12 protein-coding genes are annotated in these 14,172 nt (G+C 57.7%); 4 read left to right on the plus strand and 8 right to left on the minus strand.

What is annotated here, in order from left to right:
* Positions 1-81: 81 nt before the first annotated feature.
* Positions 82-684 (minus strand): DUF262 domain-containing protein, encoded by a 603-nt coding sequence (locus tag BEN47_RS17130; protein WP_070730073.1) that lies wholly within the window; start codon positions 682-684, stop codon positions 82-84.
* A gap of 213 nt (positions 685-897) precedes the next feature.
* Here BEN47_RS17130 and BEN47_RS17135 point away from each other — a divergent pair, with 213 nt between their 5' ends.
* Positions 898-2,814, plus strand: coding sequence for an ABC-F family ATP-binding cassette domain-containing protein (locus tag BEN47_RS17135; RefSeq protein ID WP_070730074.1), 1,917 nt, complete (start codon positions 898-900; stop codon positions 2,812-2,814).
* Between the two features lie 225 nt (positions 2,815-3,039).
* Here the strand turns inward: BEN47_RS17135 and BEN47_RS17140 are convergent, their stop codons facing one another.
* From BEN47_RS17140 to BEN47_RS17150, 3 genes are all read right to left on the minus strand, one after another.
* Positions 3,040-3,891, minus strand: a complete 852-nt coding sequence (locus BEN47_RS17140) for a hypothetical protein (RefSeq protein WP_070730076.1) — start codon at positions 3,889-3,891, stop codon at positions 3,040-3,042.
* A 97-nt stretch (positions 3,892-3,988) separates the two neighbouring features.
* The gene (locus BEN47_RS17145) at positions 3,989-4,342 is read right to left on the minus strand and encodes a DUF952 domain-containing protein (protein ID WP_070730078.1); all 354 of its coding nucleotides are present in this window, start codon (positions 4,340-4,342) and stop codon (positions 3,989-3,991) included.
* 158 nt (positions 4,343-4,500) lie between these two features.
* Positions 4,501-4,887 (minus strand): hypothetical protein, encoded by a 387-nt coding sequence (locus BEN47_RS17150; RefSeq protein WP_070730080.1) that lies wholly within the window; start codon positions 4,885-4,887, stop codon positions 4,501-4,503.
* 153 nt (positions 4,888-5,040) lie between these two features.
* On the opposite strand from BEN47_RS17150, the gene hppD reads away from it, so the two are divergent.
* From hppD to BEN47_RS20470, 3 genes are all read left to right on the plus strand, one after another.
* Positions 5,041-6,174 (plus strand): 4-hydroxyphenylpyruvate dioxygenase, encoded by a 1,134-nt coding sequence (gene hppD, locus BEN47_RS17155; RefSeq protein WP_083322535.1) that lies wholly within the window; start codon positions 5,041-5,043, stop codon positions 6,172-6,174.
* Between the two features lie 126 nt (positions 6,175-6,300).
* A complete protein-coding gene (locus BEN47_RS17160) occupies positions 6,301-8,037 on the plus strand; it encodes a phospho-sugar mutase (RefSeq protein ID WP_070730082.1) in 1,737 nt (578 codons plus the stop codon).
* Between the two features lie 151 nt (positions 8,038-8,188).
* Positions 8,189-9,031 (plus strand): Abi-alpha family protein, encoded by an 843-nt coding sequence (locus BEN47_RS20470; RefSeq protein ID WP_083322536.1) that lies wholly within the window; start codon positions 8,189-8,191, stop codon positions 9,029-9,031.
* Between the two features lie 229 nt (positions 9,032-9,260).
* Here BEN47_RS20470 and BEN47_RS17165 read toward each other — a convergent pair whose 3' ends face one another.
* From BEN47_RS17165 to BEN47_RS17180, 4 genes are all read right to left on the minus strand, one after another.
* On the minus strand, positions 9,261-9,968 hold the full coding sequence (locus BEN47_RS17165) for a hypothetical protein (protein WP_158011072.1): 708 nt from the start codon (positions 9,966-9,968) through the stop codon (positions 9,261-9,263).
* Positions 9,902-11,377, minus strand: coding sequence for a hypothetical protein (locus tag BEN47_RS17170; protein ID WP_125921744.1), 1,476 nt, complete (start codon positions 11,375-11,377; stop codon positions 9,902-9,904). Before BEN47_RS17170 ends, BEN47_RS17165 begins: the two co-directional genes overlap by 67 nt.
* Before the next feature lie 205 nt (positions 11,378-11,582).
* Positions 11,583-13,268, minus strand: a complete 1,686-nt coding sequence (locus BEN47_RS17175) for an ABC1 kinase family protein (RefSeq protein WP_070730088.1) — start codon at positions 13,266-13,268, stop codon at positions 11,583-11,585.
* A gap of 131 nt (positions 13,269-13,399) precedes the next feature.
* Positions 13,400-13,882, minus strand: coding sequence for a phasin family protein (locus BEN47_RS17180; RefSeq protein ID WP_125921745.1), 483 nt, complete (start codon positions 13,880-13,882; stop codon positions 13,400-13,402).
* Positions 13,883-14,172 lie beyond the last annotated feature (290 nt).

Consider the following 14,172-nt stretch of genomic DNA (forward strand, 5'->3'; position numbering starts at 1 on the left):
CGAAAATCCTGCTCCTTTAGCAAATCCTTGCCCATGCATAACGCCCGCATTAAAATTGTCATTGACAATTACAATCTCACCTTAAATTAGACCACCGCCTAATTTTTGTCCACCCGTATTGAGTCTTTCGAAAATATGGAATACGCTCGTATTATCCTTATTTGGACTCTCTTGCTTGATAATAGTTGCGTGAATAATTGCGTTGTCAATCTGACGACGGTCATCTTCTTCCAAATCGACGTAAGTTTTATTTAGAAACCTATCTTGAACTTTGATAAGTTTAAATACTTGACGCTTGTCATCATCTTCTCTTGGGTTAAAATAACCACCTAAAAAAAATTGCAAAGTCTTCAACCTTTGCTGTCCGTCTATTACAAGAAGTCTATTCGAATCATTTTCTTTTGAAAAGAATACCCCAGGAACAGGCAAGCCAAGTAATAATGACTCAATAAATCTGGAAGCTTCTGTGTGCTTCCAAACATAGGCCCTTTGAAACTTTGGAATAATAATATCTTTTTTATTTATTCTCCTAACTAGACCATCGACGTCCAAATCAGCCCCGTAGCTAGTAATATCATATTGAACGTTCGACGAATCTTCATTATCGGTAGCCTCATCTGTGACAAGTGGGTCAATCACAATTTCATCTGCTTCTTGCCCTTCAAAATCTGAGTCTGGTTGCATAATTTCTATGATGTGCTTCTTTGGGTTGATTGTGTGAATTTTACTAGATGGCTGTTAGAAGCACTTATTTAACATCAGTGCAAATTGCGACTTTTTTCTTGGTTTGACTACCAATACCAAAAGCATAGTATGGATTGATCATACTAAGTGTAAAGACAACCAATCCACTCATCATTCCCCACCCCGCGCGCCCCGGCCGTACCTTTGCGGCCTATGAATCTGTTATCCGCCGAGAACATCTCGAAGAACTACGCCGACCGCTGGCTGTTTCAAAACCTCAACTTCGGCCTGCAACAGGGCCAGCGCGTGGCCTTTGTGGGCATCAACGGCACCGGCAAAACCACGCTCATGCGCGTGCTGGCCGGCCTCGAAAACCCCGATACCGGCTCGGTGAGCGTGCGCAAGGGCATCCGCGTCACCTACCTGGGCCAGCAGCCCGTGTTCGACGAAAGCCTGAGCGTGGAAGAAACCATCTTCGCCAGCCAGAACGACACGCTCAAGGCCATCCAGGAGTACGAGCACGTCATCAACGACGAAAACCACAAGCCCGACGACCTCCAGCGCGTGCTCGAACGCATGGACGCCCTCAACGCCTGGGACTACGAAGCCCAGGTGCAGCAGATTCTCGGGCGCCTCGGCATCCTCGGCGACCTGCTCACGCGCAACGTGAGCATGCTCTCGGGCGGGCAGCGCAAGCGCGTGGCCCTGGCCCGCGTCCTCATCGAAGAGCCCGACGTGCTGCTGCTCGATGAGCCCACCAACCACCTCGACCTGGCCACCATCGAGTGGCTCGAAAACCGCCTCTCCTCCCCCACCCTCACCCTGCTAATGGTGACCCACGACCGGTATTTCCTGGACAGTGTGGCCAATGAAATCGTGGAGCTCGACAAGGGTCAGATGTACCGCTACCAAGGCAACTACGCCTATTTCGTGGAGAAAAAGGCCGACCGCGAAATGCGCGAAACCGTGGAAGTGGAGAAGGCCCGCCAGCTCTTCAAAAAAGAGCTCGACTGGATGCGCCGCATGCCCCAGGCCCGCGGCACCAAGCAAAAAGCCCGCATCGACGCCTTCTACGTGACTAAGGACAAGGCCAGCACCAACCTCAACAAGCAGCAGATTGAGCTGAGCGTGAAAACTACCCGCCAGGGCGGCAAAATCATCGAAGCCCACAACCTGACCAAGAAATTCGGCGACCTCACCGTGCTCGACGATTTCAACTACGTGTTCAAAAAGAAGGACCGGATTGGCCTCGTCGGCCCCAATGGCGTGGGCAAATCCACGCTCATGAACATGCTCACCGGCAAGCTTGCGCCCGACAGCGGCACCCTGGAAGTGGGCACCAACACCGTGTTCGGCTATTACACCCAGACCGAGCTGGAATTCGACCCCACCCAGCGCGTCATCGACATCGTGAAGGAAGTGGCCGAAGTAGTGGAGCTCGCCAACGGTGACGTACTCACCGCCAGCCAGTTTCTCAACCTGTTCCTGTTCCCGCCCGCCCAGCAGTACACGCTGGTAAACAAGCTGAGCGGCGGCGAAAAGCGCCGCCTGCAGCTGCTGCGCGTGCTCATCAAGAACCCCAACTTCCTCATTCTCGACGAGCCCACCAACGACCTCGACCTGGGCACGCTCAACATCCTGGAAGACTTCCTGATGCACTTCACCGGCTGCCTGCTCATCGTCAGCCACGACCGGTATTTCCTCGACCACCTCGCCGAACACCTGTTTGTATTGGAGCCCGGCGGGGCCGTCCTCAACTTCCCCGGCAACTACACCGACTACCGCGAATACCTCGAAGAGCGCGAAGCCGAAGCCGCCCTGGTTGAAGAAGAAAAAGCCGCCAAAGCCGCTCGCGCCGCCGCCAAGCTAGCCGCCCCCGTGGCCGTGACCACGGCCGTAGCTGCTTCGCCCCAGAAGCGCCGCGCCACCTTCGCCGAGAAGAAGGAGCACGAGCAGCTCGAAAAAGCTATGGCGACGCTGGAAACTGAGAAAGAGGAAATTACCAGCAAGCTCAACGGCGGCGCCGGCAGCCCGCAGGATTTCGCCGCCTGGGGTGCCCGCCTGGCAGCTATTGAAAAAGAGCTGGGCGAGAAAGAAGAACGGTGGCTTGAGCTAGCCGAGCTAGGGTAGTCAGAACGAAACTCCCCTCCTTTTTTAAGGAGGGGATGTGAGCGCCGAAGAGGCGCGAACGGGGGTGGTTTCCCTCGTTGAACGACACCCGGACGATACGGGTGCAAGCCGTTGAGTAACCCGCGCTTAAATCGTTCGTCCATCGTGCAACGACTTCACCACCCCCGTTTTTGCTGCGCAAAAACTCCCCTCCTTAAAAAAGGAGAGGAGTTTTTCGTTCTGGTGCTACCGCCTTGTGCGTTTCTGCGCGAATTCCAGCGGCGCCATGCTGCTGCCCACCGGCGCTTTCACCACAAGCCCATCGGCGGCGTCATAGCGGGGGAAGTAGAGGTAGCCGCGCACCTCGTGGCCAGGCTCCAGGGTCACTTTGCGCAGGGCATATTCCTGCAGGTTGGCGGCGCGCTGCTGCATGACTTCGGCCGCTACGGCGTGCCCGATTTTGGCGGCGGCGGAGACGGCGCTGTAGGTCACGGCCGCGTCGCGAATGGCGGTGCGGCTTTCGTACTGGGTGCGGGTTTCGTTCTTGCCGATGCTGGCCACGTCGGTTGCCAGGCTGGCCACGCTCAGCGCCACCCCAAACCAATCGATGCGGGCGGCTTTGTCGGCTTCTCTCTGGGCGCGTTCGCGCAGGGAGTTTATTTCCGGCTCTGGGTCAAATGCTAGCACTTCGCGGGGCGGCAGCGGGGGCAGCGGCAGGGCCATGCTGGCGGCGGCCACGGCGGCGGTCACCTCATCGCCGGGCAGCGGCTTGGGGCGCCGGGCGCGCCGGCCGGGCGCGGGCACGGGGGCTGGCAAGCGGCTGGCCTGGTACTGAAACGCCGCGGGGTCCACGATGAGCGGGCGGCGCGTGGGGTTGTAGTATTCGGCCTCAAACACCACCCGCGTGGGCTCGTAGCACACAAAGCTAAGGCGCACTTCCACGCTGTCGGCCACGGTCAGGGCCTGCTCGTGGCCGTTGGCAAACAAGCCGGTGGGCCGGGCGGGCTTCAGGGCCAGGTCGTAGGTGGGGGCACAGGCCGTGGCCAGGGCGGTGAGCGCCAGCAGGCAGCACGGGCGGAGGTAGGCAGGCAGCATCATACGAACCGATTGGCAGGAGAAAGGCTTCCTTCGGAAGATGCTACCACACGCGCCGGGGTTGCATCGCACAGCAATTTATTCAATAATCCCCGTGTACCTACTGTTCACCCAGGCCCGGTGGAAGCTGAAATACGCCGTTGGCATCGGGTGCAAACACCCACGTCCGGCGCACTGCCGCCAAGGGCACGGGCCCGAAAACGTGCGCAAAATGCTGCTGCCGGCTCGCTACCCATTCCCGTACCACGCGCACCTGTGCAGTGGCTAGCGCGGCTTCGTCCCATTCCAGCAGCACCAAATCGGTTCGGCCGGCATAGTATCGGCCGGCCGTTTCCAGGATTTGGTGATGTTCGGAGGAATGAATAAAGCCTTCGGCGGCCAGGTCGGTGCTGGCGAAAAAGCCGGTTTGCTGGGCCTGCTGCCAGTCGGCGGGTTCGGCAATGCGGTAGAGCATGGGTGAATTGGGCTGAAAATTGACAACCAAAAAAACGTCATGCTGAGCGCAGCCGAAGCCTCTCTACCGCAATTGTATTTAGTTACTCTCGCGGTAGAGAGGCTTCGGCTGCGCTCAGCATGACGTTCTGGGTTCGTTATCTTGCGAAACCAGTTAGCCTACGCTTTCCACAGCTCCTGTTGCACCTGCTTGCCCACGGTGAGCATAATGCGCACGGGGCTCGGAATCAGCGTAATGCGGGCTTCCTTGCCGGGGTACTTCTCCGAATCAACCCAGACGCCTTCTTTGGGCGAGGGCGTGGCGCCGGGGGTGCTGGGCAGGTAGGCGGTGGGCAGCAGCACGTCGGTGTCCGATTTCAGGTCGGTGTGCACTTTGTCGAGGGCTGCTTCCAGGAATTCGCCGTACTCGTCGTTGAAGTCGTCCTCCAAATCGTGCAGGGCCTCTTCCACGTCGTCGTAGCGCGCGTCGTCGTATTTGAGGGTGTGCAGCTCAGCCTTCTTTTCAATCAGGGCCACAAGGGCTTGGTTTAGTTCTTCGGTATTCATGGGGCGCTAAGGCAGATGATTGGGCACAAAAATGGGAATGAATTGCTAAACACACGCCGTTGCCGGTTCGCACTTTGGGCGGTACCGGCCGTTTCCGTCCCGAACCCGTAATTTTACCGCACCACCCCCACCCTCATTCTCCCCCTTCCCACTATGCAAACCATGACCTCGCCCGAAGTGCTGGCCCAGCCCGCCCAGGACTTCCTCCCGCTCAAAGGCACCGACTTCGTCGAATTTTACGTCGGCAACGCCAAGCAGTCGGCCTACTACTACCAGGCAGCCTTCGGCTACGAGCTGGTGGCCTACGCCGGCCCCGAAACGGGATTGCGCGACCGCGCCAGCTACGTGCTGCAGCAGGGCAAAATCCGCATCGTGCTCACCACCTCCCTCCTGCCCGACTCCGACATCACGCGCCACGTATCGCAGCACGGCGACGGCGTGAAAGTAATGGCCCTGCTCGTGGACGACGCCCGCCAGTCGTACGAGGAAACCACCAAGCGCGGGGCCCGCTCGGCTTTCGAGCCCTATACTATCGAAGATGAGTATGGCTCGGTGACACTGGCCGGCATCTACACCTACGGCGAAAGCATCCACACCTTCGTGGAGCGCAACAATTACACCGGCCCGTTCATGCCCGGTTTCGTGGCCAAAACCAGCCTTGTGCCGCAGGGCGCGCCCGTGGGGCTGCTGCACATCGACCATTGCGTGGGCAACGTGGGCTGGGGCGAAATGAACACCTGGATTACCTTTTATGAGGACGTGATGGGCTTCAAGCTCCTAATTACGTTTGATGACGACGACATCAGCACCGAGTATTCTGCCCTGATGAGTAAGGTGGTTTCCAACGGCAACGGCTTCGTGAAATTCCCCATCAACGAGCCCGCCGAAGGCAAAAAGAAGTCGCAGATTGAGGAATACCTCGACTACTACCACTCGCCCGGCGTGCAGCACATCGCCATTGCCACCAACGACATCCGCACCACCGTGACCGAGCTGCGCCGCCGCGGCGTGGAGTTCCTGAGCGTGCCCGGCACCTACTACGACGACCTGCTGGAGCGCATCGGCGCCATCGACGAGGACCTGCAGTCCCTCAAGGACCTCAACCTGCTCGTAGACCGCGACGAGGAAGGCTACCTGCTCCAGATTTTCACCAAGCCCGTAGAAGACCGGCCCACGGTATTCTATGAAATCATTCAGCGCAAGGGCGCCAAGAGCTTCGGCAAAGGCAACTTCAAAGCCCTGTTCGAGAGCATCGAGCGCGAGCAGGCGCTACGCGGCAATTTGTAGATTTCATTCTCCACCTTCTGCGAACCTCTGCGCTGTTCCTCTGCGCCCTCTGCGGGAAACACCGTTGAACGACGGTTCCCGCAGAGGAACAGCGCAGAGGTTCGCAGAGTTCTTCATTCCCTTTTTATGCCCCTCGCCCCCGCCATTCAGCAAACCATCAACACCTGGCTCACGCCCGAGTACGACGCCGAAACCCAAGCCGCCATTCACGAGCTGCAAACCAGCGGGCAGGACGACCAGCTAACCGATGCGTTCTACCGCTCCCTCGAATTTGGGACGGGCGGCCTGCGCGGCATCATGGGGCCAGGCTCGAACCGCATGAACCGCTACACGCTGGGCATGGCCACCCAGGGTTTGTGTAATTATTTAATCCAGAGCTTTCCGGGCCAGGAAATTAAAGTAGCCATCGCGCACGACAGCCGGAACAACAGCGCCGAATTTGCACAGATTGCGGCCGGCATTTTCTCCGCCAATGGCATCGTTGTGTATTTATTCGACGCCCTGCGGCCCACGCCCGAATTGTCGTTTGCCATTCGCGAGCTGGAGTGCCAGAGCGGCTGTGTAATAACGGCTTCGCACAACCCGAAGGAGTACAACGGCTACAAAGTGTACTGGAACGACGGCGCCCAGGTAGTGGCCCCACACGATGCCAACATCATTGCCGAAGTAAATAAAATCACCAGCGTTGGCGAAGTAAAATTTGAAGCCGACCGGTCGAAAATAATTAGCGTTGGGGAGAACATTGACGCCCTGTATTTCGCCCGGGCCCGGCAGCTCAGCATCGACCCGGCCGCCATCCGGCGCCAGCACGGTTTGAAGATTGTGTACACGCCCATCCACGGCTCGGGCATCACGCTGGTGCCGGGCCTGCTGCGGGAGTTCGGCTTCACCAACGTGAGCATTGTGGAAGCCCAGGCCACGCCCGATGGCAACTTCCCCACCGTGCAGTCGCCGAACCCGGAGGAGAAAAGCGCCATGCAGCTGGCCCTCAACCAGGCCCAGGCCCAGGACGCCGACATTGTGCTGGCCACCGACCCCGACGCCGACCGTGTGGGCGTGGGTGTGAAAAACGACAAGGGCGAATGGGTGCTGCTCAACGGCAACCAAACCGCCGCCCTGCTCACCTACTACCTCCTGAGCGCACGCCACCGCGCGGGCCAGACCACGCCCAAAGACTTCATTGTGTACACCATCGTGACCAGTGAAATCATCGGCGACATTGCCCGCCAGCACAACGTGAAGAGCTACCAGACGCTCACCGGCTTCAAGTACATCGCTGGCCTCATCCGCGACCTCGAAGGCCAGGAAACATACATTGGCGGCGGCGAGGAAAGCTACGGCTTCCTCATCGGCGACTTTGTGCGCGACAAGGACGCAGTATCGGCCTGCGCGCTGATTGCCGAAATGGCCGCCGTGGCCAAAGACCAGGGCCGCACGCTCTACCAAGAAATGGTGCACATGTACGCCACCTACGGCCTCTACGTGGAAGACCTGATTTCCCTCACCAAAGAAGGCCAGCGCGGCGCCGAAGAAATTCAGGAGATGATGGCCCAGCTCCGCGCCAATCCGCCCCAGACCATTGCCGGCCTGAAGGTGGTGGAAATCCGCGACTACAAAATCGGCCGCATCCACGACCTGCGCACCGGCCTGGCCACCGAAACCGGCCTGGAAAGCTCCAACGTGCTCCAGTTCATTACCGAAGACGGCAGCAAAATATCCGCCCGCCCCAGCGGCACCGAACCCAAAATCAAGTTCTATTTCAGCGTAAAGCAGCCGCTGAAATCAGTGGTGGATTTTGATTTGGCCACGAGTTTGGCGCAGGAGAAAATTCAGGCAATTATTGCAGACATGAAGCTGAAGTAGCTCATGTAGTTTAACGGTGTGTAGTTGCGGCAATCCAGCTACCGTTGGCTGGGTTGCGCAACTGGTGTACCTTCCAATTGCGGCAACCCAGGTGTTTGCGGCAATTTTTGACGACATGCAACAAGGACAAATAACTTAAATACCAAAAAATATGGCAGCCGAAAAGCAGAATTCAAGCTTAGACTTATTGGGAATAAAACCAATCAGTGACGCAGCTAACACAACAGTTGAAAGATCATTCCAAGGAATTGAAGGATTTTTAAAAAGTGTTTGTGTGCCTGCATTAGATGAAGTAGGACTATTACTTCGTGATAAAGTTCGCAATTGGAGATTAAACAACATTTTACGTATTCTTGAGAAAGCAAAAGGTAAACTGCATTTTGAGAATGAAGAATTAAAAATTCAAGCACACCCAAGGGTTGCATTAGCCATAATTGAAAATGGTTCTCTTAACGACAATGATGAAGTTCAAGAAATGTGGGCAGGACTTTTTGCTTCATCTTGCACCAAATCTGGCCAAGAAGACGAAAACTTGATTTTTGTAAATTTATTAAAACAATTAACTAATGCACAAGCTCGAATTATGAAGTATTCAAGCGAAAGTGCAAGAAAGATAATTTATGAAAATGGGCTTATTGTTGGTGACAAATTGACACTTGATTGCAAAACATTAATTGAAATTTCTGGTATCAATGAAATTCATCGGTTAGACAGGGAACTCGACCACTTGCGTTCACTTGATTTGCTTTCAGGTGGTTTTAGTGCTGAAGATATAAATTTAGTTGCTGAAATTTCTCCTACTCCACTAGCATTAAATCTATATGTAAAAAGTCAAGGTCACAATTCAGACCCTGCATTATTTTGGCAAGGAAGTCTAATTACTCAAGCGGAAAAAGAAAAGGAGGATATTGAAAAGCAAAAAGCAGACGCCGAGAAACAAAAAGTTGAAGCCGAGGCAAGGCGACAGGAAATGCTTGCAAAATTAAAAACATAAATTGATGCTATAAAGATTAATAAACTAGCCGCTAACAGGCGTTTGGCAAAAAAGCAGGTTCAGTGCTTAAATGAAGTTTTGTGTTTCATATCAAGTTCTGTACTGGCAGACAGTTCAGTACTTCGAAATCTGCTTCTTCGCCAAGCGCCAAAACATTACCCACCATTGACTGACAGTTAATAACTGCTCAATTAGCAATTATTACCCCACAACAATAATTATTCACAACCTACAACCTCACCCCAATTCCCGGCCCCAACAGGTAAAACCACTTGCCGGCCGACAGCAGATACCCGCCGCCCAGATACAGCGGAAACGTGAACTTGGCCTCGCGCCGCGTGGGATACACCGAGCCCAGAATCACCAAGCCCAAATCCCGGTCGTTTTTGCTGGTGTTGCTTAGGTTGAAGGCATTGAGCGCCACGAAGCCGGCGCCAATCTTATACGGGCGCAGGCGGTTGATTTTGTCAGGGCTGTAGAAGCTGAGCTGCGCCAGCGTGGCCAGCGAAATGCCGCCGAAGGAGCCGTAGCCGGTTTCGCCCTGGCGCCGGGTGAGTAGGCCGGCCGGAAAACTCACGTCGATGTCGAACTTGTAGCGGCGCTTGAGCACCACTTCCACCGTTTGGGTGTAGCCGGGCTCGGCATACGGCGCGGTCTGGTGCTTCACCGTCACCAGAATGCGGCTCCAGTCGTCGAGGTCGTAGGTTTTGCGCGCCAGCAGGGCGTTCAAGCTCAGCGGGTCGGTGCGGCACAGCTTGTCGGCGTAGAAGGCGGCGCGGGGCGAGTTGTCGCCGGGGCAAATCACCACATTGTCCACGGTGCGCAGCTCCATGAGCTCGCCCTTGCTGTTGAGGGTCCGGATTTCAAAGCTCAGAAACTGCTTGCCAAACAGCTGCTCGCCCTGGTCGATGCCGTTGGGGTTGAACTGAAAAACCACGTCCCGAATGGTGCCGTCATACAGCACCGGCCCGCCCAGCCGGGTAATGGGCCGGGCGCCACGCCGTAGCCCACCGACACAAAATCCAACGGGTGCGGCCGCTGAAACTCCTTAATGGTGAGGGCGTGGCCAATGGGCTGCCCGAGGTTGTAGATGGTGCTTTTGCGCTTGGCGTAGCCCACCGGCACCAGCACCCGGTACACCAGCCGCGCATCGGTGCGTACCGACGAATCGGAGGGCACAATGGGCAAATCTTCGAACGAGAGGCGGGCTTTCTGCAGCCCCTCGCCCTCCAGGCGCACGTCCACCATTTCGCCGGGGCTCACGCTCAAGTTGGCCGTCCACTCGCCGCCGCGGTGCAGTACCTGCACGCTGCGCACCACTGTTTCGGGCGTAATGTCGAGGTTGGTGATGTAGCGGGCGGCGTCGTTTTCCTTGATGTAGAGGTAGCCCGCCGTCTGGCGGTGGGTGTTGTAGGGGCGCAGGTAGCACAGCACCCGGTCGTTGCTCAGGTACTGGCGCGTAAATACTTCGGCGATGAGCGTACCGCCGGGTTCCTCCTGGTCCTCAATGCGGTAGGTGCGCCGCAAATCGAAGCTGCGGCCGTTGTCCAGAATCAGCTCCACGCCCCGGCGGCGGTTCAGCTCGTTGAGGGTCACGCTGCGCTGGTCGGGCGAGAGGAACCGCAGCCGGCTGCCTTTCACGTTGAACTCCTGCCGTAGCACCGGCAGCTGGTAGCTTAGGCGGCCTCCGGCTAGCAGGGTGGGGCGCTCGGTTTGCAGCTTCACCAGCAACGTGCGGGGTCCCAGCTGGTGCGGCAGCACGTGCAGGCGCAGCATGCCGCTGGCTTCGGCCACCAGCCGGTAGTCGAATTCGGGGCCGCGCACCCATTCCCCGGTGGCACGCACGTTGCGGGCGTTGGAGCTGGTGAGCTCAAATACCTTCTCCTCGCCCACAAACAGCTCGTTATCGGGCACGCGCAACGCCACCGAGGTGCGGGCCAGCGGCAGCAGCGCCACTTCCTGCCGCCGCGGCTCCCGGCCCACCGAGTCGGAAGGCTGCTCCACCACCAGGCGCAGAAACTGGTTGGTGGTCAGGTTCTGGAACCGCAACCGCGTCCGGAATCCGCCGTCTTCTTCCTTGGTCAGCGAATCGAGCTGCTGGTAGTCGGGCGTGCGCCGCAGGCGCAGGGGTTTGGTGCTGCTGGGATTGGCCGGATACAAGCGCAGCTCCACGGTTTCGTCGTCGCGCCGAAACCAGAAATACTGCGTGGGCACGCCCTGCACGTCCACGGTATTGCGGCTCAACAGGTACACAGCGGTATCGGTGCGCAGACTGACTTCCCGCACCACGGCCCCGCCACTGGGCACCGCCTGGCCTATACCGCGCTGGGGAAGCCCCAGTAGCAAAACGCCGAAAATGGCAAAAACAAACCGAAATCGTAACATAAAGGCCATTCCACACAACCGAGACGGACGTATAGCCTCGTGCGGCAAAGGTCGGGGCTGCCAAGCTCGACCACAATCTTTCGCCAATAATTTAGCCCGGCTGGTCAGGGCGGTGGGGTGTAGTTGATATGTGCTGGCGGGTTGGCCTCCGTGGCGCCTCATCCCCTCACCCCTTTTTTCGGGGAGCAGTGCCCAGCAGCAGCAGGACGAGCAGCAGAAACCCCGTAGCGCCCAGGCTCCACCACGTTATTTCGGGCACGCCGCGCCGGTACGGCATGTCAGGAGAGTAGCGTCCCAACAGCGTCAGGCCCGAAAAAATGAGCCCGCCCATGCTCAGCAGTGCCAGAATGGTGCGGCTCACCAGCTGGTCGGCCTTGCGCATGAGCGTGTTGTAGCCCACCAGCTCAAACTTCAGCCGCAATTCGCCCTTGCTGATTTTGCGCACAATCTGGCGCACGTCCGACGGCAGGGTTTGCAGCAGGGCCAGGAGCTGCGTGCCCGTGTATTCAGCTTCGCTCAACAGGTTTTGGCGCGAGTACTGCTCCCGGATAATCTTGGCCCCGTAAGGCCGCACAAACTCAAAGGTGTTGAAATTGGGGTGTAGCACCTTGCCAATTCCCTCCAAAATTACCAGCGCCCGCAGGATGAGAAATACCGCGCCGGGCACCTGCAGCTTGTAATTATAAATAATGGTTTGGAGCGCGTCGGCCAGGTCGCTCATGCTCATTTCCTTCACATCGAGCGTGGCGAAGTCCTCAATAAGCTGGCTGAGGTCGGACTCGAACGCGCGCATGTCCGGGATTTCCGCCGTGAGGGCCAGCCGCCGGAAGTTGAGTGCCATGCTGCGCGCATCCTGCCGCGCCATGCCGATAAACACGCCCGCGAAGGCGTATTTCTGCTGCTTGGTGAGCCGGCCCACCATCCCGAAGTCGATGAGCACCACCGTGCCATCGGGCTGCACCAGCACGTTGCCGGGGTGCGGGTCGGCGTGGAAAATCCCGAACTCAAAAATCTGAGTTAGGTAGATGTCCATGCCGTTTTCGGCCACGGCGGCCGGGCTCAGGCCCCATTCCAGTAGCTTCGCTTTGTCGGTGATTTTACAGCCGCTCACAAACTCAATCACCAGAATGCGCTCCGTGCTCAGCTCCCGAAACGGCTTGGGGATGTAAAATGTGGTGTAGTCCGCGTACAGCTTGCGGAACTGCTCCATCGAGCGCGCTTCGGCCGTGTAGTCGAGCTCCTTGCTCATGCTGCGCTCAAAGGCATCCACCACGTCCTGCGGGTTGGCCAGGCCCTGCTTTTGCAGGAAGCCCGCCGTGAGACGCACCAGCTCGTGCAGCAGCGCCAGGTCGGAGCGCACTTTCTCGCGCACGCCGGGGCGCTGTACCTTCACCACCACTTCCTCGCCCGTAAGCAGCCGCGCCCGGTGCACCTGCCCGATGCTGGCCGAACCCAGCGTTACGTCATCAAATTCACTGAAAACCTCCGTTATCGGGCAGCCCAGTTCCTCCTCAATAATCTGCCGGGCCAGCACCACGTCAAACGGCGGCACGTTGCTTTGCAGCTTCTCAAACTCGTCAATCAGGGCCTGGGGCAGCAGGTCGGCCCGGTTGCTCATGGCCTGGGCCAGCTTGATAAACGTGGGCCCCAGTTCCTCAATTATCAAGCGCACCCGCTCCCAGCGCGTGGTTTCAAACACCTGGCGGTCGGCCCGCTGCCAGTTCAGGCGGCGCGCCTGGCTCACCAGCCGGCGCAGCGGCGTGGTGGTCACTACATCCTCGAAGCCGTAGCGGAGCAGTACCTCCGCTACCTGCCGGATGCGCGCAAGGTTGGAAATCGTGTTTTTAAACATCGGCAGTGAAAGTAGTGCTACGGCGCGGCTTTGGTGGCCGGGCCCCGCGCGGCAGGCCGCGCCGGCCCCGAACAAAAGCCCCGCTCACAAGACGCGAACGGGGCTTCTGATAACCTTATGAGGTGAAAAACCTATGCTTTGTCGGCGCTGGCTGCGGGGGAGCTGGCGGCGGCAGCGGGCTTTTTGGCGGCGGGCTTCTTGGCCGCGCCGGCTTTGGCCGCTGCCGATTTCTGGGCCGTGCCCGCGGCACTGCTCACTTTGTCGGCCGCTTTTTTGGTGGCACCGGCTGCCTTGCTGGCAACGCTGGTGGCCGGCTTGGCGGCTGCTTTGCCTGCGGGTTTTTTGGCCGCCGTGGACCGCGAACCGCTCTTGGCTTTGGTTTCGCCCATGCCCACCGTGCTTTTAATGCGCTCCGAAAGGCCCTGAAATTGCTTCTCCAGCTCAACGCGTTTGGTCTCACCGCTTTTCATGAGCTCATCCACAATCTTTTTGCCCTCGGCCTGGGTCATCTTGTTGTCTTTCACCAACTTCTCGATGGTGCTTTGTACCGACTTGCTGCCCTGCGCAATGTAGCCAACGCCGGCGTTTACGAACTTCTTAAACAAATCTTCCATGGTAAGGAACAGGTTGGGGTGAAAAATGAAGTCTGGGAAGTAGTTGAAATAAAGTCTATTGCCCTGCAAAAGTAGTATGCAAGCCGACTATTTCCGTTGCAAACCTACGCACACAACGCAATATAGTTGAGCAGTGTACGCCTTTTTCCTGTAAAAAGTAGAGTGAATGCCCCAGAAGCGAGAAATATTTTTGAAAAGCGCTGCTTCCCTACCCCGCTGCAACCGCAGGCAAAGGGCCTCCTGCCGGCCCGGCGGCGGGTGTGCTCAGGCGGCCCGGCGGCGCGGGGTGG

It is taken from the genome of Hymenobacter lapidarius (assembly GCF_001816145.1).
Lineage (GTDB): Bacteria > Bacteroidota > Bacteroidia > Cytophagales > Hymenobacteraceae > Hymenobacter > Hymenobacter lapidarius.

Bases quoted from the DNA above. Each gene is read 5' to 3' on its own strand.
- BEN47_RS17160 (WP_070730082.1), top strand. From the start codon at position 6,301: ATGCCCCTCGCCCCCGCCATTCAGCAAACCATCAACACCTGGCTCACG.
- BEN47_RS17175 (WP_070730088.1), bottom strand. From the start codon at position 13,268: ATGTTTAAAAACACGATTTCCAACCTTGCGCGCATCCGGCAGGTAGCG.
- BEN47_RS17140 (WP_070730076.1), bottom strand. From the start codon at position 3,891: ATGATGCTGCCTGCCTACCTCCGCCCGTGCTGCCTGCTGGCGCTCACC.
- BEN47_RS17145 (WP_070730078.1), bottom strand. From the start codon at position 4,342: ATGCTCTACCGCATTGCCGAACCCGCCGACTGGCAGCAGGCCCAGCAA.
- BEN47_RS20470 (WP_083322536.1), top strand. From the start codon at position 8,189: ATGGCAGCCGAAAAGCAGAATTCAAGCTTAGACTTATTGGGAATAAAA.
- BEN47_RS17135 (WP_070730074.1), top strand. From the start codon at position 898: ATGAATCTGTTATCCGCCGAGAACATCTCGAAGAACTACGCCGACCGC.
- BEN47_RS17180 (WP_125921745.1), bottom strand. From the start codon at position 13,882: ATGGAAGATTTGTTTAAGAAGTTCGTAAACGCCGGCGTTGGCTACATT.
- hppD (WP_083322535.1), top strand. From the start codon at position 5,041: ATGCAAACCATGACCTCGCCCGAAGTGCTGGCCCAGCCCGCCCAGGAC.
- BEN47_RS17130 (WP_070730073.1), bottom strand. From the start codon at position 684: ATGCAACCAGACTCAGATTTTGAAGGGCAAGAAGCAGATGAAATTGTG.
- BEN47_RS17150 (WP_070730080.1), bottom strand. From the start codon at position 4,887: ATGAATACCGAAGAACTAAACCAAGCCCTTGTGGCCCTGATTGAAAAG.